The organism is Acinetobacter sp. YH12108 (assembly GCF_013419055.1).
Taxonomy (GTDB): Bacteria; Pseudomonadota; Gammaproteobacteria; order Pseudomonadales; family Moraxellaceae; genus Acinetobacter.
This window is the reverse complement of record NZ_VPAW01000006.1, coordinates 33,478-56,483: the sequence shown is the minus strand read 5'-3', so window position 1 is coordinate 56,483 and position 23,006 is coordinate 33,478. Positions and strand designations below refer to the sequence as shown.

The 23,006-nt window shown below is 41.7% G+C and carries 20 protein-coding genes; 7 read left to right on the top strand and 13 right to left on the bottom strand.

Going from position 1 to position 23,006, the window contains the following annotated elements; all coding sequences use genetic code 11:
- Nucleotides 1–14 precede the first annotated feature (14 nt).
- From FTU46_RS05080 to FTU46_RS05055, 6 genes are all read right to left on the bottom strand, one after another.
- Entirely contained in the window at nucleotides 15–188 is a 174-nt protein-coding gene (locus FTU46_RS05080; RefSeq protein ID WP_004783090.1) for a PA1571 family protein, read from the bottom strand.
- A 132-nt stretch (nucleotides 189–320) separates the two neighbouring features.
- Complete coding sequence (gene rng / locus FTU46_RS05075; RefSeq protein ID WP_005234484.1) at nucleotides 321–1,775, bottom strand: ribonuclease G; 1,455 nt, start codon at nucleotides 1,773–1,775, stop codon at nucleotides 321–323.
- Between the two features lie 39 nt (nucleotides 1,776–1,814).
- On the bottom strand, nucleotides 1,815–2,381 hold the full coding sequence (locus FTU46_RS05070; protein WP_179993411.1) for a Maf-like protein: 567 nt from the start codon (nucleotides 2,379–2,381) through the stop codon (nucleotides 1,815–1,817).
- Entirely contained in the window at nucleotides 2,369–2,860 is a 492-nt protein-coding gene (gene mreD, locus FTU46_RS05065) for a rod shape-determining protein MreD (protein WP_004783095.1), read from the bottom strand. Before mreD ends, FTU46_RS05070 begins: the two co-directional genes overlap by 13 nt.
- On the bottom strand, nucleotides 2,847–3,704 hold the full coding sequence (mreC, locus tag FTU46_RS05060) for a rod shape-determining protein MreC (RefSeq protein ID WP_004783097.1): 858 nt from the start codon (nucleotides 3,702–3,704) through the stop codon (nucleotides 2,847–2,849). The genes mreD and mreC overlap by 14 nt, the downstream gene beginning before the upstream one ends.
- A gap of 16 nt (nucleotides 3,705–3,720) precedes the next feature.
- Nucleotides 3,721–4,767: a rod shape-determining protein gene (locus FTU46_RS05055; protein WP_005234480.1), complete on the bottom strand. Its 1,047-nt coding sequence runs from the start codon at nucleotides 4,765–4,767 to the stop codon at nucleotides 3,721–3,723.
- A gap of 132 nt (nucleotides 4,768–4,899) precedes the next feature.
- On the opposite strand from FTU46_RS05055, the gene gatC reads away from it, so the two are divergent.
- The 3 genes from gatC to gatB are packed head-to-tail and all read left to right on the top strand — an operon-like array spanning nucleotide 4,900 to nucleotide 8,220.
- Complete coding sequence (gene gatC / locus FTU46_RS05050; RefSeq protein ID WP_005234479.1) at nucleotides 4,900–5,214, top strand: Asp-tRNA(Asn)/Glu-tRNA(Gln) amidotransferase subunit GatC; 315 nt, start codon at nucleotides 4,900–4,902, stop codon at nucleotides 5,212–5,214.
- Between the two features lie 52 nt (nucleotides 5,215–5,266).
- Nucleotides 5,267–6,745: an Asp-tRNA(Asn)/Glu-tRNA(Gln) amidotransferase subunit GatA gene (gene gatA / locus FTU46_RS05045; protein ID WP_127798672.1), complete on the top strand. Its 1,479-nt coding sequence runs from the start codon at nucleotides 5,267–5,269 to the stop codon at nucleotides 6,743–6,745.
- The gene (gatB, locus tag FTU46_RS05040) at nucleotides 6,745–8,220 is read left to right on the top strand and encodes an Asp-tRNA(Asn)/Glu-tRNA(Gln) amidotransferase subunit GatB (protein ID WP_180104479.1); all 1,476 of its coding nucleotides are present in this window, start codon (nucleotides 6,745–6,747) and stop codon (nucleotides 8,218–8,220) included. The genes gatA and gatB overlap by 1 nt, the downstream gene beginning before the upstream one ends.
- 29 nt (nucleotides 8,221–8,249) lie before the next feature.
- On the opposite strand, the gene FTU46_RS05035 is transcribed toward gatB, so the two are convergent.
- Nucleotides 8,250–8,678 carry a hypothetical protein gene (locus FTU46_RS05035; protein ID WP_180104478.1) on the bottom strand — a complete coding sequence of 143 codons (429 nt, stop codon included), beginning with the start codon at nucleotides 8,676–8,678 and terminating at the stop codon, nucleotides 8,250–8,252.
- A 73-nt stretch (nucleotides 8,679–8,751) separates the two neighbouring features.
- Nucleotides 8,752–9,690, bottom strand: coding sequence for an STM4504/CBY_0614 family protein (locus FTU46_RS05030; RefSeq protein WP_180104477.1), 939 nt, complete (start codon nucleotides 9,688–9,690; stop codon nucleotides 8,752–8,754).
- Nucleotides 9,691–10,317: 627 nt separating this feature from the next.
- Between FTU46_RS05030 and yddG the strand changes: the two genes are divergently transcribed.
- Nucleotides 10,318–11,253 (top strand): aromatic amino acid DMT transporter YddG, encoded by a 936-nt coding sequence (gene yddG / locus FTU46_RS05025; protein ID WP_166135462.1) that lies wholly within the window; start codon nucleotides 10,318–10,320, stop codon nucleotides 11,251–11,253.
- Between the two features lie 40 nt (nucleotides 11,254–11,293).
- On the opposite strand, the gene FTU46_RS05020 is transcribed toward yddG, so the two are convergent.
- The 5 genes from FTU46_RS05020 to sbmA all read right to left on the bottom strand — a co-directional run bounded on the left by FTU46_RS05020 (nucleotide 11,294) and on the right by sbmA (nucleotide 19,432).
- Nucleotides 11,294–11,788, bottom strand: a complete 495-nt coding sequence (locus FTU46_RS05020; protein WP_180104476.1) for a hypothetical protein — start codon at nucleotides 11,786–11,788, stop codon at nucleotides 11,294–11,296.
- 154 nt (nucleotides 11,789–11,942) lie between these two features.
- Nucleotides 11,943–13,991 (bottom strand): M13 family metallopeptidase, encoded by a 2,049-nt coding sequence (locus FTU46_RS05015; protein WP_180104475.1) that lies wholly within the window; start codon nucleotides 13,989–13,991, stop codon nucleotides 11,943–11,945.
- A gap of 193 nt (nucleotides 13,992–14,184) precedes the next feature.
- Nucleotides 14,185–16,224 (bottom strand): M13 family metallopeptidase, encoded by a 2,040-nt coding sequence (locus tag FTU46_RS05010; RefSeq protein ID WP_180104474.1) that lies wholly within the window; start codon nucleotides 16,222–16,224, stop codon nucleotides 14,185–14,187.
- A 412-nt stretch (nucleotides 16,225–16,636) separates the two neighbouring features.
- Nucleotides 16,637–17,620 (bottom strand): hypothetical protein, encoded by a 984-nt coding sequence (locus FTU46_RS05005; protein WP_180104473.1) that lies wholly within the window; start codon nucleotides 17,618–17,620, stop codon nucleotides 16,637–16,639.
- 618 nt (nucleotides 17,621–18,238) lie between these two features.
- On the bottom strand, nucleotides 18,239–19,432 hold the full coding sequence (gene sbmA / locus FTU46_RS05000) for a peptide antibiotic transporter SbmA (RefSeq protein WP_166135447.1): 1,194 nt from the start codon (nucleotides 19,430–19,432) through the stop codon (nucleotides 18,239–18,241).
- Between the two features lie 514 nt (nucleotides 19,433–19,946).
- Here sbmA and FTU46_RS04995 point away from each other — a divergent pair.
- The 3 genes from FTU46_RS04995 to FTU46_RS04985 all read left to right on the top strand — a co-directional run bounded on the left by FTU46_RS04995 (nucleotide 19,947) and on the right by FTU46_RS04985 (nucleotide 22,981).
- Complete coding sequence (locus tag FTU46_RS04995; RefSeq protein ID WP_125279298.1) at nucleotides 19,947–20,141, top strand: hypothetical protein; 195 nt, start codon at nucleotides 19,947–19,949, stop codon at nucleotides 20,139–20,141.
- A gap of 568 nt (nucleotides 20,142–20,709) precedes the next feature.
- On the top strand, nucleotides 20,710–21,555 hold the full coding sequence (otsB, locus tag FTU46_RS04990) for a trehalose-phosphatase (RefSeq protein ID WP_179993170.1): 846 nt from the start codon (nucleotides 20,710–20,712) through the stop codon (nucleotides 21,553–21,555).
- Nucleotides 21,548–22,981, top strand: coding sequence for a trehalose-6-phosphate synthase (locus tag FTU46_RS04985; RefSeq protein ID WP_179993169.1), 1,434 nt, complete (start codon nucleotides 21,548–21,550; stop codon nucleotides 22,979–22,981). The genes otsB and FTU46_RS04985 overlap by 8 nt, the downstream gene beginning before the upstream one ends.
- Nucleotides 22,982–23,006 lie beyond the last annotated feature (25 nt).

Genomic DNA, 23,006 nt, shown 5'->3' with positions numbered 1-23,006 from the left:
CTATTTTGGTTTAATTAACTTTTAATAGTACGACATTGTTTCAATAACTGATGGCAGACAGAGCGAATCATAGAAGCTGTAATCTGAACTTCATTCCCGCGTTCATCCACAATATATCCTGCATGCACAGCCTTTGGTTCTAATACGTGTTTCAAGCTTTTATTGATTACAACTTTACTCATACTCATCATAGACTCCTTTTGCTAAGCCTAGAACTGGGAGAAAGGCTTTGGCTAATTTGATGTTTCTAGTATTGTAAATATCAGTAGAGTTGTAAAATTTCAGATGTAACAAGTGTTTAACGATATTCTGTTACAATTTCAGCTGAGAATGATATCGTATTGCTCTTGCGTGTATAAATTTTCGACCTGGAATTTAATTACACGATTAATAAAGTGTTCCAGATCCGCCACAGCCGGGGCTTCTGCAGTCAACAGCCGATCAATCACTGCCGGATGGGCAACAACAGTAAAGCCACTTTGTGATTCATAAGCGCGAGCATAGCGCAGGATTTCCCGAAAGATTTCGTAACACACTGATTCTGCTGTTTTCACATATCCACGTCCCTGACAGGTCGGACAGGACTCGCATAACAAGTGTTCCAAAGACTCACGGGTACGCTTACGCGTCATCTCCACCAACCCCAGTTCAGACACCTGGGTGATCTTGGTTTTGGCATGATCACGTTCCAGCATTTTCACAAACTGGTTCATCACCTCTTCACGGTGCTGGGCTTCCTGCATGTCAATGAAGTCGATGATGATAATACCGCCCAGATTACGCAGACGCAGCTGACGTGCAATCACCTGTGTGGCTTCCATATTGGTTTTAAACACCGTATCTTCCAGCGAGCGGCCGCCCACATAAGAACCGGTATTAACATCAATGGTGGTCATGGCTTCAGTCTGGTCAATCATCAGATAACCGCCAGACTTTAGTGCGACACGGGTTTGTAAAGCCTTTTGCAGATCTTCTTCGACATTGTACAAATCGAAAATTGGTCGCTCGCCCGGATAATGCAGTAAACGGTCTTTCATATTCGGCACGAACTCATCCACAAACTCTTTCAGCTTGCCATGGATTTCGCGTGAATCGATATAGATCTTTTCGGTTTCTTCATTAGCCAGGTCACGAATGACACGCTGTGGCAAAGGCAGTTCTTCAAAGATCAATGAAGGCACTGCGATGACTTTTTGTTTGCGCTGAATGTATTCCCAGAGTTTAGCCAGATAAGCCATATCCTGTGCAATCGCTTCTTCCTCAATGCCATCCGCAGCAGTACGGACAATCACGGAGCCAGGCAACTTGTGTTCTGCCTGAATACGCTCAATGATCGAGCGTAAACGATTGCGTTCATCTTCGGATTCAATCCGCTGCGATACGCCAATATGATTGCCATATGGCATCAGGACCAAATAACGTGAAGGAATAGAAAGATCAGTAGATAGACGTGCGCCCTTGGTGCCGAGCATGTCTTTCATCACCTGAACAGTGAGAATCAAACCCGGTTGCAACAGCTCGAATACATTCGGCGTTGGCTGGTTACGTGGCCAGACCATGTCATTGATATGCAAAAATGCCGTTCTGGACAGACCAATATCGACAAAAGCGGCCTGCATGCCCGGCAAGACCCGGACCACTTTCCCTTTATAGATATTCCCGACCAATCCGCGCTTGGCCGTACGCTCGACAAACAGTTCATTCACCGTGCCGTTTTCAATCAACGCCACCCGACATTCCATCGGTGTGACGTTAATCAACAACTCGTCAGACATAACAACACTCAAAACATTATAAGAATTCTTTTTCAGCAGTTAATTTAGTGCCTTAACCGTCTGCAATAACTGTACTGTTTCATATAGTGGCAACCCCACTACATTCGAATAACTACCTTCTATTCTTGGAATATAACGCGCTGCAATTCCCTGTATTGCATAGGCGCCTGCTTTCCCAAGTGGCTCACCTGTTGCCCAGTAACTTTCCATATCATGGCTATTTAGTGGCTGAAATTCAACCTGTGTACGGACTACTATACTGTATTTTTCTTCTTTTGTGCGGACGCACACTCCAGTATACACATCATGCCATCTCCCTGAAATTTTTTCCCACATTTCAAAGGCATGCTGTTTGGATTCAGGTTTCCCCAAAATCTCATTATTCACACCTAAACTGGTATCCGCAGCAATAATAATGGCATCCGGAAACAGCTTGGCCACCGCTTCCGCTTTGACTTGCGCCAGACGTTCGACATAGGCTGCAATGGACTCATTTTCCAGTACAGATTCGTCTACATCTGGGCTACAGATCTCAAAGTTCAGCCCAAGTTGCTGCAAAAGTTCACGGCGTCGGGGTGAGCTGGAAGCGAGGATTAAATGCGCCATTTTCTCAAAAAATAATAAAGCACTGGCCATATGATGACACTAGTCAGCATGGGAATCCAATGTCGTGCAAATGAGAATTGTACGCCGGTCGAAATCTGGGCAAAGAAAATAATCATCAAATGTGCCAGAATCGCAATTGTCGTGATGACCCATAAATTAGCAAAGGTCAGAATACGGCGCTCACGGGTCAGGAAGCGTGCCACAAAAGCAATGATGATAAAGCTGAGTGCATTGAGACCTAAGGGCGCATCAAGCAGTAAATCAATGAAGATCCCGGTAGCAAATGCAAACCAGATCCCGCACCAGGTCGGCTGACACAATACCCAGAACAGCATAACCATTAACATAAATAATGGACGCCATCCCGAAGTCTCGTAAGACAGTGGATAGACTGAGAGAACAGAAGCCACGATCACCGATATGACAATGGCAAATAAAGGATCACGATGTGTTTTAGGTCGCATCTTAGCGATTGACATGCGGTTGCTCCATCGCTAATGAGTCAGAGAACAGCACGACGACATGATGACCACCGGCCAACTGTGCCGCTGGAGTAACATCAATCTGGGCAAATTCTCCTGAATTATGCCGTTTCACGTTAGAGACCGTCCCCACCAGATAACCTGCCGGAAAATGCTGTCCCAGACCCGAGCTGTAAACTTTTTCACCGACTTTGATATTGGCGCTGGTCGGTACATATTCCATTTTCAGGCGTCCCAGATCCCCGGTCCCCGAGACAATGGCACGCATACCAGTATGTTCCAGACGCACTGACAAGGAGTGTTCTTTATCAGAGAGCAGCATGACCCGGCTACTATGCGGATAGACATCAATAATCTGTCCCATAATCCCCATATCATCCAGTACGGTCTGACCGACTTTCAGCTTGTTATTGGAACCACGGTTGATCACGATGATATGGCGCAGCGGATCAGCATCGGTACCAATCACCTCAGCAATTTCCATACGCCCATCAAGAATCAGAGGGGTATCTAAAAGACCACGCAAACGGGTATTTTCCGCAGAAAGCTCTGCAATTTTTTGTAAGCGAACTTGCGCCTGCAATAGCTCAGCCCGCATCGCGGTGTTCTCACGACGCAGTTGTGCTTCAGATTTGGTTTGTTGATTCAGCCATTCTCGCGACAGTACCGGATAGCTGGCCACGGCATAAATGGGATTATAGGCCGCGTACAAGACATCCCTTGCAGGTTGAACAACATGTGGCATGCGCCAGTCAAAGAACAGCACCACCAGACATGTTATCAGTGCAATGATAAAAGAGCGAAAAGATGGCGGTTGTCGAGAAAACAGATGTGCTTGCACCCGCCGAATCCTTGTCTTAGCCTACAAATAACATGTCATGATTTGGATTGTCGAAGAATTCGAGTACCTTACCACCACCACGAGTCACGCAAGACAGTGGATCTTCAGCAACCACCACAGGAAGACCTGTTTCTTTGGCAAGCAGCTTGTCCAGGTTACGCAACAATGCACCACCACCGGTCAACACGATCCCGCGTTCAGCGATATCAGAAGATAGTTCAGGAGGTGTTTGTTCCAGTGCAGATTTCACCGCAGACACAATGTTTTGTAGTGGATCAGAAATCGCTTGAGTGACTTCATCCGAGTTCACCACAATCGCACGAGGCACACCTTCAGCCAGGTTACGGCCACGGACTTCAATTTCCAGCGGTTTTGCACCTTCATCTGGAAGTGCCATGCCGACTTCTTTTTTGATCACTTCAGCTGTGGTTTCACCGATCACGCAACCATGTGCCTTACGCACGTAGTTGATGATCTGTTCATCAAATACATCACCGCCAATACGCAGCGAGTCTGCATATACGCAGCCCTGTAATGAAATTACTGCAATCTCAGTTGTACCGCCGCCCACATCAACAACCATCGAACCACACGCCTGCTCAACCGGCATGCCTGCACCAATTGCAGCAGCCATCGGTTCTTCAATCAGACGTACTTCACGTGCACCCGCATTATAAACTGCTTCACGGATCGCACGGCGTTCAACCAGTGTCGATTTACATGGCACGCAAACCACCACGCGTGGCGCTGGCGGGAATAAACGTTTTTCGTGTACCTTACCAATGAACTGATTTAACATGGTTTCGGTCACTTCGAAATCCGCAATCACACCGTCTTTCATCGGACGGATTGCAGAAATATTTGCTGGGGTACGACCAAGCATTTGTTTCGCGTCAAGACCTACGGCAGCAACAATTTTATGTGAACCACTGTGACGGATGGCTACAACCGTCGGTTCATTTAATATAATGCCTCGTCCTGGCGCATAAATAAGTGTATTTGCAGTACCTAAATCAATAGCGAGATCTGGCGAAAACAAGCCTATTAGTCGTTTTAGAATCACGGGGACGTTCTCAGTTAAACTTTATATGGACGCAAGGTGGCCACTTTAACTAAATGTGATGATTTGGACAAGTCAATCGCTTATCATAACGCATGATAATTTGAATTTTTTTAATACTGATTAGGTAATATTATGTCTACATCGGATGCACAGTCTTCTGCAGATTTAAATGCAGAAACAGTTTCAGCTATTGCCAACCTCGCAAGGTTATCTCTTAATGATACGCAATCTGCTGAATATGCTCAAAGTTTAAATAAAATTTTAGGCATGATGGAAACCCTGAAAGGCATCGATACTGACGGTGTTGAACCACTGAAAAGCCCTTTCGACCACCCACAGCCTTTACGTGAAGATGTCGTGTCGGAAAGCAATCATCGTGAGGAATACCAAGCAGTTGCACCTGCTGTACAGGACGGTTTGTATCTCGTCCCACGCGTGATTGAGTAATTACTACCCAGTTCATTCTTTTTATTAAATTAAACGTAAAGAATTATTTCTCATGACAGATTTACACCGCTTATCCATTCGTGAACTGACTGAAGGTTTGGCAAATGCTCAATTTTCATCCCGCGAATTGACTCAACACTATTTAAAACGCATCGAAAAAATTGATGCACAGGTCAAAGCTTATGTGACCGTGACTGCTGAACAGGCATTGGCTCAAGCTGATGCTGCTGATGCTGCAATCAAAGCCGGCAATGCGACTGCCCTGACTGGCGTGCCTATTGCGCATAAAGATATTTTCTGTACCCAAGGCATTAAAACCACAGCCGGTTCTAAAATGCTGGACAATTTTATCTCTCCTTACGACGCGACCGTTGTAGCGAAAGGTAAAGCTGCGGGCTTAGTCACACTTGGTAAAGTGAACATGGACGAATTCGCCATGGGTTCAACTTCCGAGTCATCTTACTTTGGCGCGACCAAAAACCCTTGGGCACTTGATCACGTTCCAGGCGGTTCTTCAGGCGGTTCTGCTGCGGTTGTTGCTGCGGATTTAGCTCCATTTGCAACCGGTACGGATACCGGTGGTTCAATCCGTCAGCCAGCATCTTTTTGTGGTCTGACTGGTCTAAAACCGACTTATGGCCGTGTATCACGTTTCGGTATGATCGCTTACGCATCATCTCTAGACCAAGGCGGCCCAATGGCACGTTCGGCTGAAGACTGTGCTTATCTGATGAATGTCATGGCCGGTCATGATGCCAAAGATTCAACATCAATGGACAAAGAAGTTGATGATTACGTTGCCAACCTGACCGGTACTTCTGTAAAAGGTCTGCGCATCGGCATTCCAAAACAGTACTTCAATGTTGAAGGTCTGGATGCGGACGTTAAAGCACGCGTTGAAGAATCACTGAAGAAACTGGAAGAAATGGGTGCCATTCTGGTTGAGATTGATCTCAACATGACTGAAGCTTATGTTCCAACTTACTACCTGATCGCACCTGCTGAAGCCTCTTCGAACCTGTCTCGTTATGACGGCGTGCGTTATGGCTACCGTTGTGAAGAGCCTAAAGATCTTTTAGATCTTTACAAACGCTCTCGCTCAGAAGGTTTTGGTGCTGAAGTTCAGCGTCGTATCCTGATCGGTACCTATGCCCTGTCTGCTGGTTATTACGACGCTTATTATGTGAAAGCACAAAAAGTACGTCGTTTAATCCAGCAAGATTTCTTAAAAGCATTTGAATCTGTAGATGTCATCGCTGCACCTTCTGCACCGACTACTGCATACCGCATCGGTGCAAACCTGTCTCCTGTTGAAATGTACCTAGGTGATATCTACACTATCGCGGTAAACCTTGCAGGTCTTCCTGCGATTAACGCGCCTGTTGGTTTTGACAAAGACAACTTGCCAGTTGGCTTACAGCTGATTGGTAACTACTGGTCAGAATCGCAATTGTTGTCTGTGGTACACCAGTATCAACAAGCAACGGATTGGCATACTAAACGCGCTGCAATTGCTGAGGAGAATGCATAATGGCTAAAAACGCTGCTAAACCAAAATCTAACCTGATTGACGGTTGGGAAGTCATTATTGGTATCGAGATTCACACTCAGCTTGCGACTAAATCTAAAATCTTCTCCGGTTCGTCCACTGAATTCGGTAATGATCCAAACACTCAGGCGAGCCTTGTAGACCTTGCGATGCCGGGCGTATTGCCAGTATTGAATAAAGAAGTCGTTGATCTTGCGATTCGCTTTGGTCTGGGTATCGATGCGTATATCGATCAGGCTTCTGTATTTGCACGTAAAAACTACTTCTACCCGGATTCTCCAAAAGGCTATCAGATCAGTCAGATGGACAACCCGATTGTGGGCTTGGGTCATATCGACATCCAGCTTGAAGATGGCACAGTAAAACGCATTGGCGTGACCCGTGCTCACCTTGAAGAAGATGCTGGTAAATCCATCCACGACCAGTTCGAAGGCATGTCAGGTATCGACTTGAACCGTGCAGGCACACCTTTACTTGAGATTGTATCTGAACCTGATATGCGTTCGGTTGAAGAAGCCGTGGCTTACATCAAGGCGATTCACACGCTGGTACGCTGGTTAGGTATTTCTGACGGCAACATGGCAGAAGGTTCGTTCCGTGCCGACTGTAACGTGTCTTTACGTCGTCCAGGTCAACCATTCGGTACACGTTGTGAATTGAAAAACCTGAACTCATTCCGTTTCATTGAACAGGCGATCAATGTTGAAATTGAACGTCAAATGGAAATTCTGGAATGGGATGGCACCATCGACCAAGAAACTCGTTTATTCGACCCTGTGAAGATGGAAACCCGTTCAATGCGTTCTAAGGAAGAAGCGAACGATTACCGCTACTTCCCTGATCCAGACTTGTTGCCTGTGGTGATTCCAGATGCGCAAATCGAAGCGATTAAAGCGCAAATGCCTGAGCTGCCTGCTGCTCGTCGTGCGCGTTTCGTAGCTGACTTCGGTGTGACTGAGTATGATGCTCACGTACTGACACTGACTCGTGAAATGTCTGAATTCTACGAAGATGTGGTAAAAGCTGCTGGCGGTGCTGCTCAAGGTAAGATTGCTGCGAACTGGGTAATGGGGGAATTCTCAGGTGCTTTAAACAAAGCTGGCCTAGACCTTGCTGACTCTCCTGTGTCGAGTGAGAAACTGGGTGGCATGATTGCTCGTATTGTCGATAACACCATCAGCGGTAAGATCGCGAAACAAGTGTTCGGCTTTATGTGGGAAGAAGGCAAAACTGCGGACGAAATCATTGCGGAAAAAGGCCTGAAACAGGAAACTGATACAGGTGCAATTGAAGCGATTATTAAGGAAGTACTTGCTGCCAATGAGAAGATGGTTGAAGAGTATAAATCTGGTAAAGAGAAAGCTTTCAACGGTCTGGTTGGTCAGGTGATGAAAGCATCACGTGGTAAAGCTAACCCTGCTCAAGTGAATGAATTGATGAAGAAATTGATTGGTTGATCTGATCTTTCTTTAAAAGAAAACCCGCCTTAGAGCGGGTTTTCTTTTACATTTTGAATTACAACATTACAGACTTTTTGAATATCCATTATAATCAATTGATTTCTATCAGTTTTGTAAAGCAACCAATGTTTATTATTCTCGATATAATAATCACTGATTTTTGAATGAAATACAGCATTAGCACAATCTCTTAAATTCAACTTTTCATTTAAAGTAAACATCTGATTTTGTTGCTTAAATAGATTAAAATCATTAGGTATGCTCTTTTGATAATATCCTAAACTGCAATTTTCACCTAAGTCCTTACTAAGCTCTCCATGATCTTGAGAGAGTCTCAACTGTTTAAACATTTCAGTTAATTTACTTTGTGCTGTGCTAGAAATTTCGATAATATTAGGTATATCGTTATTTTGTACTGCCTTCACAAAATTCCCGCTTAATTCTTGTAAACTCATAGCATATTCTTTAACAAATACTTTCCACACTGTGCCGCTTCCCCTTTTTTAAATTCATTAGATACTTTAAAAATTACAAATTTTCTTCAGCATGCACTAAAAATAATATTGTTGATGCTGTCATATTTAATGCATATTCAACAATATATCTTGGAATTTCTTTTTCTTCAGCCCCCGCACCATGTCCACTCAATTTATTTCGTGCAGTAGGTATTCCACTTTCTAATGTAGTTTTCAATGCAGTAAACTTACTTTCCCAAAAGCTAGGAACTAAGTGATTCTCAAAACAAACTTTGATTAAAGTACTAGCTGTTGCATTACTTTTAACATCCCATCCTTGCTTATCACAGATAATTCGCATTGTACTTTCAAAAGCTTTTAAACATTCATTTAAAGCTTCATGATATTTTCCATTTCGATAATGCTCATGTGCTTTATGAAACTCTGAACTAGCACCCTTAAACCTCTTTCTTGATAAAATTTCTAAAGAAGGTTTAATAATCTGGGTATGGGTAAATGTATTATCTCTTCGAATAATTTGTCCTTCAACGAACTGATAACCTAGACCATGTTCATTAAATCGGCAATTCAACTCATCTATAGCATTTTTAGTAGTATTATCATAAGTATAACGCTTTATGCTGTATTCATACTTTTCATCTTTTGCAATATTATTTGCAACTCTAAAAGCTAACTCAATATAATCTAATGCCTTAAAAATATCTTTTTCAGATAGAAATCCATTAAGAAATTCTGAATGATAACCATCAAGATCATGCCTATAATTTTGGTGTAAATAAAAAACTCCAAACTCCCTAGCCAACCATTCAACTAAACTTTTATAAATATTCTCTATTCTTATAATTTCACATAACTTTTCTCCTGTTTCTCCAAATAGGTCTTTTAAAATATAAGTAACTTGAACACGAAACTGATTTGGAAGAGCATCGTAACTATATACATCAGTATCTTTTTTAACTTTATTTCTTTTAGAAAATAACTCCAAAACCATATTATCCCAATTAAATTAAGTATTTTTAATAGGTTATTATATACACTTTAACAATCTCAATAAGCAACAATATATCCATGAACTTGAAGACATAGGTCGTATTCAATACCCTCACCCCAGCCCTCTCCCATAGAGAGAGGGAGCTTTCATTACCAATCAAATTACACCATGAATTTAGTAATGGATATTCCCTCTCTTTCCAAGAGAGGGTTAGGGAGAGGTATTTCTAAAATGAAGCACAAATGAGGCATAGAGAAAGGTTAAATTCATGCTATAAAATCAAAAACAAACCAAAGAAAAACAAAAACATGTCAAATTACATTATCTTACTTAGCATTATCCTGATCATTCTTGTATTCATCATTGGCGCATATCAGTCAAGACGACGCAAACCCATCAAACCACGGAGGCACACAGCCAGAGAAAGCAAACTTGCCAACCTTGCCGATGGCATCGAGCTAATTTTCACACCCATTTTCTGGATCATTAAACTCATGATCGGGATATTCAAATCATAAAGCGGTTGTTAACGATTTTTTTGAATTTGATCATAAAATCGTGTCTGTCCCATATTGAAAATCACTCAACAGGAATACAATCTGCACATTCTCCCATCCCGCCCTTATCATGTCGAAAAACCTCGCTACGCTGATTGGCTTAAGTGCTATTTTACAGTGGTCGTCTATCGTGGGATTGCTCAAGAAAATCAGTTTTAGTATTGGACCTGATCTGGCTGTACTGATGATGTATAGCTTAAGCACCCTGCTCTTACTGGCTGTTTTTGGCGTTCCCAAACTCAAAACCATACCCAAGTTTTATCTGCTGAGTGCAGCTGCATTATTTCTGGTATATGAAATCTGCTTTGCCTATGCCGTAGCACTCGCACAAACTGCACAGCAAGCCATTGAAATTAGTTTGGTGAATTATTTGTGGCCCAGTATGACCATCGCCATGCTGATTTTATTTCATGAACTAAAATTTCATAGCTTGGTGGTGGTGGGGCTTAGTATTAGTCTGGCAGGTATTTTTTATATCCAGACAGGCAACGGCGATATTCATTTAGCAACCGTCATTCATAACATTCAAGCCAATCCGACCAGTTACATCTTGGCATTTATTGGAGCGAGTTTATGGTCGCTGTATTGTGTATTTACCAAAAAATACAGCCAAGGACATAACCCGATCGTGTTCTTTTTCGCGATGGTAAGTGTGGTTCTCTGGAGCAAGACGCTGCTGTTAGATCACGAACAACTGCCGCAACTTCTTAATATTGACTTGAATATTATGCTGTATATGTTGCTGGTTTCAGTCGTAACTGGCTTGGGTTATGCCGCGTGGAATATCGGAATTAACCAAGGCAATATCGCGATGCTGGTCGCGTTATCTTATTTTAGTCCGATCTTTTCGTCTATCATTTCGATGTGGGTGCTGAATACCAGTCTATCCCACACCTTTTGGATCGGCACGATGATGGTCACCTTAGGTTCATTTATTTGCTGGCTGTCGACCAACTGGAATGAAATTCGGGATCGACTGTTTCCAGGCAAGCTTTATAAAACTTAAACCACATTTTGCGGTTTAAGTTTACTGCATCTGCAATCCATTAACGGGTGATGCCTAGTTTATTCCACACGTCAGGGGTCAAGAAAGTCGTGACCAGTTTGCTCATGTCGATATATTTGAGTACACCATTCAGCTGACTTTTGATTTCGGGATTTTTCAGTATTTCCTCACCTGTGACCTGCCCAAGCTCCTGGAAACTTTCACCCACTGCTTGTACCCCTTCAGCCTGAATGACCGCTTTGGTCTGGGTTGGACATTGCTCAACCAGAATGCGCTGTAAAACCGTCGCTAAATTTCTGTCGAGCGTTTCCTTTTGAATTGCAGTTACATTGCTAAAAGCTTTTAGATCAGGATGATTTCCCAATGCCACAAAGGTCCATTGCAAGACTGTGGTTTTATCGGTGGCCGTCGTGGATTTCATTAAACAGTCACTGAGCTGATCAACTGTTGGGCCGGCTGTCGCAACTTGAGTTGCACCCAGCAATGCTGTAGTCATAAAGACTGCCCGAAGACCCGATAAAGCTTTGAACCCCATATTTCTTTCCTTTTTCACCCGTTCAAACTGCTTGAACAATGCTGTTTCTTTGTAGCACGTAAAAGGTTGGAAAACCTGTAGAACTCTGTAACCTGAGAGATAAAAAAATCCCGACATCAGTCAGGATTTTTGGAATCGTATAAGGAAATTAGACTTACCAGATTTTTACCCGTTTATCTTCTTCCAGATACATTGGATCTTCTTGCTTGACGCTAAAGGCTTCATAGAAAGGTTTCTGGTTAAGTAAGGTCGCACGGCCACGAATGGCTGCTGGTGAATGCGGGTCTGTTTTTAACAGCTGTAATGCCAGTTCCGGACGAACTTTGGCACGCCATGCTTGCGTCCAGCCAATATAGAAACGCTGATCTCCGGTATATCCATCAATCACCGGTGCAGACTTGCCATTTAGTGAAAGCTTATAAGCTTCATAAGCAATCGCCAGACCTGAGTTATCAGCAATATTTTCGCCTAAGGTCAGTTCACCATTGACGTGATAGCCCGGTATCGCTTCATAAGCATTATATTGCTCAACCAGAGCTTTGGTTTTTTCCTTAAACTTTTTATCGTCTTCTTCGGTCCACCAGTTTTTCATGTTGCCATCTGCATCAAAGCGGCTGCCCTGATCATCAAAGCCATGACTGATTTCATGTCCGATCACTGCCCCGATTGCGCCATAGTTCACAGCATCATCAGCATTCATATCGAAGAACGGCGGCTGTAAAATAGCAGCAGGGAAAACAATTTCATTGCCCATCGGGTTGTAGTAAGCATTTACCGTTTGCGGCAGCATATGCCATTCTTCACGGTCAACCGGTTTGCCCAGTTTATCCAGCGCGATGTCATAATTGAAACTGTTGGTACGACGCAGATTACCAATCAGGTCGCCATCTTTAATTTCCAGCTTGCTGTAGTCACGCCATTTATTTGGATAGCCGATTTTCACTCTAAAGCTTTTCAGCTTACGGTGTGCCTGTGCTTTGGTTTCTGCACCCATCCAGTCCAGTTTTTCCAGATTCTGTTCAAATGCCAGCAACAGGTTTTCTACCAGTTTTTCCATGCGCTGTTTCTGTTCAGGCTGGAAATGTTTTGCGACATAGACTTGTGCCAGACTTTCACCGAGTACGGCATTAGTCATATCAACCCCACGTTTCCAGCGTGCCCGTTGCTCGGTCACACCGCGTAAGGTTTTGCTGTACATTTCAAAGTTTGCATCAGCAAATTCCTGGCTTAAGTAAGGTGCAGCGCCATCAATCAGATGGAATTTGAAATAGGTTTGCCATACATCGAGGGGTGTGCTGCTTAAAATCTTGTTTAAATCTTCAAAATAACTTTTTTGCGCCACAATCACGGTTTTGGTTTTTTTATCTAAACCCGTCGCTTTAAAATAGGTTTTCCAGTCAAATTCTGGCACCAGGCTTTTGACGTCTTTTAATGTATAGACGTTATACATTTTTTCGAGATTACGGTTCTGCACATTATCCCACTGAATTTTGGCAATTTCAGTTTCTAAGTTCAGGATAGATTGTGCATGTGCAGCCGCATCTGCTTCTGTTTCACCCGATAGCGTCAACAGCTTAGCAATATGTTTAACATAGGTTTCACGGGCACTTTTCAGTTTTTCATCGTCTTTTAAATAGTAGTCACGATCTGGTAAGCCCAAACCACTTTGACCTAAAAACACCGCCATTTGATCAGACTTTTTCAAGTCAGGAATCACGCCAAATTCAAAAGGTGTACTGACACGGTTCTTTGCATAGTCTGCAAGCAACAAAGTAAAATCTTTCTTGCTTTTCATGGCCTCAATTTTGGCAATATCTGCTTTCAGCGGCTGGATACCTTTTGCATTTAAAGTTTCCGTGTCCATAAAGCTGGCATATAAGCTCCCCACTTTCTGCTCATTGCTGCCATATTCCGATTTGGTTTTCGACAGCTCTTCTACAATATCATGTAATTGCTGGGTCGAATTTTCACGCAAAATTGTGAATGCACCCCAGTTTGGCATATCAGCCGGAATTTCTTCATGCTTTAACCAGTGCCCGTTAACATGCTGATAGAAGTCCTGTTGTGGTGCGATTTTTTTATCAAAGTGTTGAAGATGAATCCCCGAACCAAGTGCTGCAATAGCGGTTTGATCTGAAGCATAATTTGCAGAGGAAACGGCTAATAAAGCACTTACCAATGCGGTTTTTAGAAAAATTTTCAAAGCTTGCTATCCTCGCGCTTCACTGCGCAGTTGAATTTATCAATACGTGTTGACCTGATAATCAAACACTTAAATCTTTATAAGCAGCATATATGCCAATTTTTTAACTAGTCTTGGCTCTGCATGCTGTTCCTTCGCAGAAAAAAATAGGCCTGTCTCTTTTCAGATGAACAGACCCGTTTTTTAAATCCTGTTACCAGATGGAGATTCGTTTTTCAGGTGATAAATACATCTTGTCCCCTTCTTTAATCTCAAAAGCTTCATAGAAACTTTGCTGATTGCGGACGGCGCCATTGCCACGTACATGACCTGGCGCGTGGCTGGCAATATTTAGGCTATTTAACAAATATTCAGGATTACTTTTGCTACGCCAGACTTGTGCCCAGCCTATATAAAAACGCTGATCTCCACTAAAGCCATCAATGACAGGTGCTGGCTGACCCTTGAGCGATAACTTGTAAGCCATATGAGCGATCCCTAAGCCCAGGTTGTCAGAGATATTTTCACTTTTATTTAATTCCGCATTCACCTTATGCCCTGGCAGAGCTTCATATTGTTTATATTGCTCGACTAAGGCTTTGGTGCGTTCATTGAACTTCTTACGGTCGCGCTCGTTCCAGGTTTCTTCACCCTTGCCTTTGGCATCAAAGCGGCTTCCTCTATCGTCAAAACCGTGGCTAATTTCATGTGCGATAACAGCCCCGATGGCACCATAATTCACTGCAGGATCATGACTATCATCATAATAAAATGGTGCCTGCCAGATGGCCGCAGGTAATACGATTTCATTGAGCTTGACGTTATAGTAAGCATTGGCTGTTTGTGGCGACATGTGCCAGGCTTCTGGATCAATCGGTTCTCCCACCTTATCCAGTTCACGCTGGTAATTGAACAGCCGGGTCCGCTGGATATTCCCAATCAGATCATCCTTACGAATCTCTAGGGCTGAATAATCCCGCCATGCTTTCGGATAGCCGATTTTGATATTGATGCTATCTAGCTTATGCCGTACTTGTTTTTTGGTATCCGAACCCATCCAGTCAGCTTGGTCCAGTTTCAGATGAAAGGCTTTACGGACGTTTTCCACCATTTCCAGCATGGCCGGGCGCTGGCTTTCATTAAAGTGCTTTTCTACATAGAGCTTGCCAAGCACATTGCCTAAAATACCGTTAGTTAGCTCCAAGGCAGACTCATTCCGTGGAGAACGTGCTTGTACACCCTCTAGTGTTTTGTCATAAAATTCAAAATGATGGTTTTGAAAAACTTCTGTTAAAAATGGCGAATAACTATTGATCAGGTTGAATTTCAAATAGGTTTGCCAGGTTTCAATTGGAACGACCTTCCATAACTGATCCAGCTGACGCAGGTAATTAATCTGCGAGATCGCAACCTCTTTTCTTGCACCTTTTAAGCCCAGTTCTGAGAAATAATTCATCCAGTCAAAAGAAGGCATATAGTTAATAATATTTTTAGTTTCAACGAGATAGGTTCTCAGCTCATCATTGCGCAGCTCCACAGCGGACCAGCTAATTTTTGCCAGTGCCTTTTCCAAAGCCAGGATAGTGCGAGCATCTTCAATCGGCTTAGGCTGACCGGCAAAATTCAGGGTATTGGCGATATAAAGCATATAAGTATTGCGAATTTCCTGTTGTCGAGGCTGCTCACTCAGGTAAAAATCACGATCAGGCATTCCCAAACCACCTTGCCCTACATACATCATTGCCTTGGAAGAAGCTTTACGGTCCTGATAAAAACGGGTAGAGAATGGCAAATTCAGATTGATTTTTTCCGCATAGGCAAAAAATTCTGCCAGATCTTTTTTGGTCTTGATACTTTCAATCCGCTGCAGGTCTTGTTGCAATGCCTCAAGTCCGAGCTGTTCTAGCCGATCGGTATCCATATAACTGGCATAAAGATCCGCGACCTTTTGTTCATTGCTACCTTGCGGATGCTGTTTTTTGGCCAGCTCATTAAAAATGCCAAATAACTGCTGGGTTGATCTCATACTCACTTCAGCAAATGCACCCGACAATGCCTGATCTTCTGGAATCTTTGCGGTTTTCAGCCAGTTTCCATTCACGAATTGATAAAAATCCTGCTTTGGATCAACCGTCCGATCAATCGCATTCAGATCAATTGCCGATTTTAATGAAGTTGTACTCACTGCATAACTCACAGGTGAATGTAGAAATGCACCCACAAGAATCAAATGACTTAAAATATGTTTTCTCAAGCGATAAATCTCATTATTGTGTATGTTAAAAATCAATTAGTTTTTCTTGCTCTGTCCATAAGCACAAAACTGATAATTTTTAAGCAAGAGATATACCAATAATTTTTAGAATATGCCGTTGAATGGGCTTGTATTTAACAAGAGAGATAGAGGAGAAAATCTGAGATGGCGGCGGGAAATTTACTCTGAAATGAGGTTCGATTTGCGACCCAATAATAATTAATTTTTATTCCTATCAACAGAATAACTATTTATCTTTTATCATTGACCTTCAAAAGAAAAATATTATTTTTAAGTTCTGCTATGCTTAAGAAATACTTTTTTAAATATCACCAATACTTAAAGTAGATGACTTTTCATGTGCATCTACTTTGCCAAATAAATGATCAAACTGAATGTGAAAACAGTAGACTTATTTTAACTGCCGCAACTGATTCTTTGCCCCAGTATGGTTATAGTTGGTGGCCAGATTCTGCAGTACTCGTTTGGCCTGAACCTTGGAATTTGGAATACGGTTAGCATAGACTGGAATACTGCTTAAACAGCGTGCCACTAGCATGCCGGATTCGGTATAGACACGTGTTCCTTCTGTACCCTGTAATTTGCCATAGTTATAGGCACGCTGGGCATTATTGCAGGCATTGTTCAGGTTCTTACCGCTATTGATATCACGGCGTGCAGCTACATACAGTTTCATCTGCTGCTGTTGTGGCGTTTCGATACTACTTGTACGAGCAGCGGGAACAGCAATCACTGCCGGTTCAACAGCAGGGATTTTTATCTCTTTCTTATCGGCTTCTTTTTTATCTACTTCCTTTTTCTCATCTTTGACTGAGGTTTTGGCTGCATTCTTCTCGGCAATTTTATTAGACTTAGCCGTAGCCTTATGACCCTGATAGAAATGACGCGCTTCAGCCGAGCTTTGAAGTTTGCTCAGAATCCGTACTGTGCGGGTAGTATTATTCTTATCTAGCTGACGTTCAGAAATTGGTTCAATAGAAACAATCCAATTTTGCCCTTGGGGCATCGTACATTGATAGGCACCAATACCCTGAGTGACATAACGGTTTTTGCTTAAACGGTTCTTCTGGGCAGAATCTTTTACTGAAGCCAATTGGCTCTTATACAGTAGAGAAAACTTGCCGCCCCGTTCATGACAATACTGGCTTAAGGTGGTTCGTGGATAGAGGGATTGTGGCTCCAGATGCTGCTTGGATTTTTCCCATGAATAAACATATTCTTTTGCCGAACCGTCAGCCTGATTCAAGTTTCTTTTAACAATCAGTTCTTGAGGACTTACATAAGGATGCTGCATATCTGATTTCATTTGCTGAATACTGTTACATCCAGCCAGGCTTGCTACACATATTGTTGGAATTATTAATTTTAGCTTCACTGCTTATCTCCCCCCAGGCCTCTATAACATATAGCAAATGTGCCAAAACAACAATCTCAACAGATTGATAAATATAAAAATATAGCGAGACCTACCACTAAAAATGAGGAATAAAATGCCTAATCCATCTAGCTTATAGCCGGATAAATTGATCGAATTAACATTCTCCAAGCCAGTAAATACGCTGGATTATTCGCCAATTAGAAGATAGAGCAGTAGAAAAAAAGATATAAAAAAACCGAAGAAACAGATCAGTTCTCCGGTTACTCATTCAACAAAAATTAGAGATATTATTATCATGGATGATAACGGCAATTATGCTCTCTATCGCTGTCTGAATGAGATTATAATTTGAATAATTTCCTTTACGTACACTAATTATTTTTATACGCCATATTATTGGAAATTAAACAGCACCCTGGCTGGCCTTTAAAATTCTAGACAAGAAAAAATAGCTTGAATACCCTAATATTGGGATGTTTGGGTACCATTCATCCTAATTTTTTAGCACCTCTCCAGATCGTAATTTTCAATTGGATTTTGAATAAAAATTAATCAATAAAAAAGCCAAACCTATGATGGTCTGGCTTTTAAAATTGTCTATGAATATAAGAAAAATTAATCGAGATGGGATTCAAATGCTTTCAAACGTTTATAGATGGAGAGCAATTCAATAATCGTAGGCCAGGATAAAATCAGATATTGGAAGGATTCACGAACCTTACCGAAAACATTCAAGATCTGCATCATCAAACCCAGTGTAATCGCACCTGCGGCAATACTTGGAAACAAAATAAATAATCCGTAAATATTGTCCAGTTGCAGATACCAGATGCGGACCATATTGAAATAGGCATAGTGGAAATATAGCCGGAAATAATTCTTACGTACCCGGCTAAACAGTTCTTGCAAGGTGAGCGGGTGAGCGCGATCAGCATAATCTTCACCATAAACCAGCTCTTTACGATAAGCCGCTTCAACTTTCTGATTATTGAATTCCAGTCCAGGGAGTTTCATTCCGACAATCATTAAAATCACAGTTCCCAGAACTGCCCATCCGATCGACGCCCACATTAATGCATGCGGTATTTCACCGACAATGGGCAGTACTTTTACATGACTCGATAACTCATACAGGATTGGCAGGAAAGCCATTAATAGCATCAGAGATTCAATGAGCGAGACACTGAGCTGTTCCGTAGTTTTGGCAAAGCGCATGGTATCTTCCTGAATACGCTGTGATGCCCCTTCAATATGACGTAACTTTTCCCAATGCGCCGTATAGTAGTCATTCATCGCCGTACGCCAACGGAAAACATAATGGCTGACAAAGAACAGGTTAAACACCGCCAGCGTGACATAGACCATGGCAATATAAATAAAGGTCAATGCACCTTGATATAGTAGGCTGACATCTCCGCCTCCTTGCGTGAGCATATTCTGGATCTGGTCATAGAATGGACTATACCATTCATTTAAGACGACATTAACCTGCACCCCAAACCAGATATTGAACAGGATAAAGGCCGAGCCCCATACAGACCAGCGCTGCCAGGGATGTTTCGCTTTAAAATACCAGAAGGTAGCGAATATCGCGGTACTCACAAAAAACCAGAGATAAAACCAGAGAAATTTTGGCGCCCAGAAGCGGCTGATTCCTATCGGCATTTTAAGATCATGATAACCTTCGGTCATACCCAAATAGACTCCCCAGCCTGATCCACCACTATGCCAAAGGCCAAGATTGATCAGAAACCACAGTACCAGACTACTAAAGAACCACACTGGTTGTGGAAAAAATGACTTAAACATTGGGGCTTAATTCTCCTTATAGATGTACGGGTCATCCAAATGACGCACAGTTTATTCTTATTTTCAGACTTTCAACGAACTGCAGCATAAATTTGCAATTCAATGTAAAAAATTACATACAAACACAAAATCGCTAAAGCTGAATTAATATCAGATTATATGATTCTTGCCTTAATACTAGCGCATAACGTACGCAATAGAATGGAGGAGATCATGACTGGCCTGTCAAAAAGTGACAAGTAGATTTTGCGCTAGATTGACTATTTGGCACCGTTTGTCTCCTTCTCTTCTTTTCGTCGGTAAATAGACTGAAAATATTCGAGTTTAAGAAACACAAATCGTTTGAAAGTTAAATCTTAATTTTTAGCCCTTTAATTTACCGGCTTAAGCGCTTTTTAAGAAAAAATTGACCGACTTGTTGACTTATGTCTCGGTTTTTCAAAAATTAGTTAAATGTGCAAAAATCATGTTAAGATTAAAAAACAGCGAAGTATCAATATTTGGGAATAAAAATATGGAAAGTTCTGTGATTGAATTACTTAAGCCAGTAACCTTGGAAAAGGAAAACTGTCACCCGATTATTTTTGAAGCTGGTACTGTTTTAAAAGTTTTGATGCAAACCCCTACCAGTCTTTTAGTCAGTAATGATGATGACTTTAACTTTACTATTCCATTGAAAGATGAGAACGATGTCTGGAGAGAGCTATAAGCACTCTGCTCTCCTCTTTATGGGGTTATGTCTACACCTAGTCTCTCAACGATATAACCCTCTCTCTTCTATGTAGCACCAAGATTTTATAATTTATCCTTCCTTTCAAAACTGGCTTTAATAAAAAATTAATAGGCTGCACTATATTCTTATTTTATATTAAATGTGTTTTTTAATATTTCCAATTTAATACCTATTATTTAATAGAAAGCCAATGAATTAATTTTTAGAAATATAAATCAAAACCATTTTTTACATTAAATAATCAAAAGAATCTTATTTATAGCAATCAAACTTACTCAATCACTTAATATGCAATACCTTAAATATCATTATTAATATATTAAAAATCACTGAAAAATTATTTTACAAATATACAAAGAATATCAACTTTTTCTGCTGAATATTTCCAAATTTTACAAAGTAACTTTACATGTCAAAAGTGTTTCTTTTCTGCGCCTAAAGCCATTTTGAAAAATAGAATATGTTATAAAACTAATTAGATTAAAAATCACACAGTTTAACTCTAAATTTTAATCTATTTTATATCAAGTACTTAGGTGGATTTATGTCAGGCATATATAGGGAACAAGATTTAGAAGATTCATCTAGCTCATCTTTTTATATATCGCCAAAGATGATTTTAAATGATTGCAACCTGAATATGGACTCAGACCAGGTTGTTTTATTTCTTGATATTGACGGAACAATCTCTGAATTTCACCCAGATCCAGATAAAAGTATAATTCAACCTGAAATTATAAATATATTGGAAAATTTACAACAATATATTCAGCTGATATTAGTTACTGGTCGTTCTATTTTACAAGCACAAAAACTTATTCACCCTCTGCAATGGAATATCGCTGGATCACATGGTCTGGAATTAATCTATCAAGCTAATTTAAAGACATTAATCTCTTTAAATAAGTCGCAGCTACAAGCCCTAAAACAATATATTCAGGAACAGGCAGTTCAAATCCCTGATTTGCGGATCGAGGTTAAAGATTATTCTGTTGCACTACATTTTCGTGAACATCCTCAACTAGAAGATCGCGTACATGCTTTTGCGCTGGAATGTCTCAACCAGTTTTCCGACTTTGAGTTAAAAGCTGGCAAGTATGTTTTTGAACTGGTGCCCAAAGGCGCCAATAAAGGTTCAGCGATTCAACAGATTATTCAGCAATACCATCTCAATGATCATTATCCCATGTTTATTGGTGATGACCTGACCGATGAAGCCGGATTCAAAGTCATCAATGCCCTTCACGGCTGCTCAATCAAAGTAGGCCCTGGCCAGACCCTAGCACGGTACAGACTGGAAAACGTCTCTCAAGTTCAGGCCTTCCTGAAAGAATTTTTAAAGGTAATTGAAGTACAAGAACAACAACGATTGGAGAAATCACATGTCTAAACTCATTGTGTTATCAAACCGTGTGAATCTACCTAACCCAGAAAGTATGAAGGCTGGTGGATTGGCTGTTGCATTGCAGGATGCATTGCTAGATATAGGCGGTATCTGGGTTGGATGGAATGGCTCCAGAGTTGACCAGAACAAGGAACAAAAATTTCAGATTCTGAAACATCAGAATGTGGAATATCATACCAGTGCACTGAGCGAAGCCCAGTACCAGGGTTATTATTGTGGTTTTTCTAATAATGCCTTATGGCCGTTAATGCATGACCAGCATCAACGTGTTGAATATCAGCCGCAGGATTTTAAAACCTATAAAGATGTCAATTTGCGTTTTGCCAAACACCTGAAACAGGTGGCTTCACCACATGACATCATCTGGATTCATGATTATCATTTTCTGAGTGTTGCGCATTACTGTCGTAAATTAGGTATGCGCAACCGGATTGGGTTCTTCCTGCATATTCCTTTCCCCGAACTAAAACTTTGGCAAACGCTGCCTCCTTATCAGGAACTGGCCCGACATCTGGGAGATTTTGATGTCATCGGTCTGCAAACTCCACGCGATCAGGCCAACTGTATTGATTTCCTGGAACAGGTATTAAATATCCAGCATTGCAATGATGAAATCCTGAGTTATCAGTCTAAACGGATTTATGTGAAAGCTTATCCAATCGGTGTACACCCGGCGCAGATTCAGAAGCAGGCTGCTGAAAGCCAAGTCACTGACCTGCCCTTTGATCTGGATAAAGCACATGCCCATAAGACCATTATTTCGGTTGACCGGATTGATTACAGTAAAGGGCTGCTGGAGAAAATTCATGCATTCCAGGAGTTGCTGGATGAACAGCCTGAATTTAAAAATCAGTTCCAGCAATTACAGATTGCCTGCCCATGTCGACTAGATGTGAACAGCTATAAAAAACTTTATGAACAGTTCCAGGCTGCGGTGCAGAATTTAAACCATCAGCATGGCAATGCAGACTGGCTGCCTTTTGACTGTAGCTATGACACTTTGGGTCATGAAGCCCTGATGCAGCTCTATCGTAAGGCGGATATTTGCTGGGTGAATTCAATCCGTGACGGGATGAATCTGGTCGCCAAAGAGTATATTGCTGCGCAGGATCCATTAGATCCAGGCGTATTGATTCTGTCTAAATATGCCGGGGCTGCCGAGCAAATGAAGGAAGCCTTACTGGTCGATCCTTATGATCAGGACAGTATGGCCAAAGCCTTGAAAAGAGCCTTGCGTATGCCTAAGTCGGAACGTTTGGAACGTTACCGCTATTTACAGCAAGGCTTAAAGAATTTCGATATCATTCGCTGGCGTGATCAGTTCCTGTCGGACCTGAAAAAATCACAAAGCTTGCGAATTTATCGACCAGTGGCCAAAGGCATCTCGACCCAGTTCAATATGCATGCATAAGTCTGAAAAGCCCATAAAAAACAAC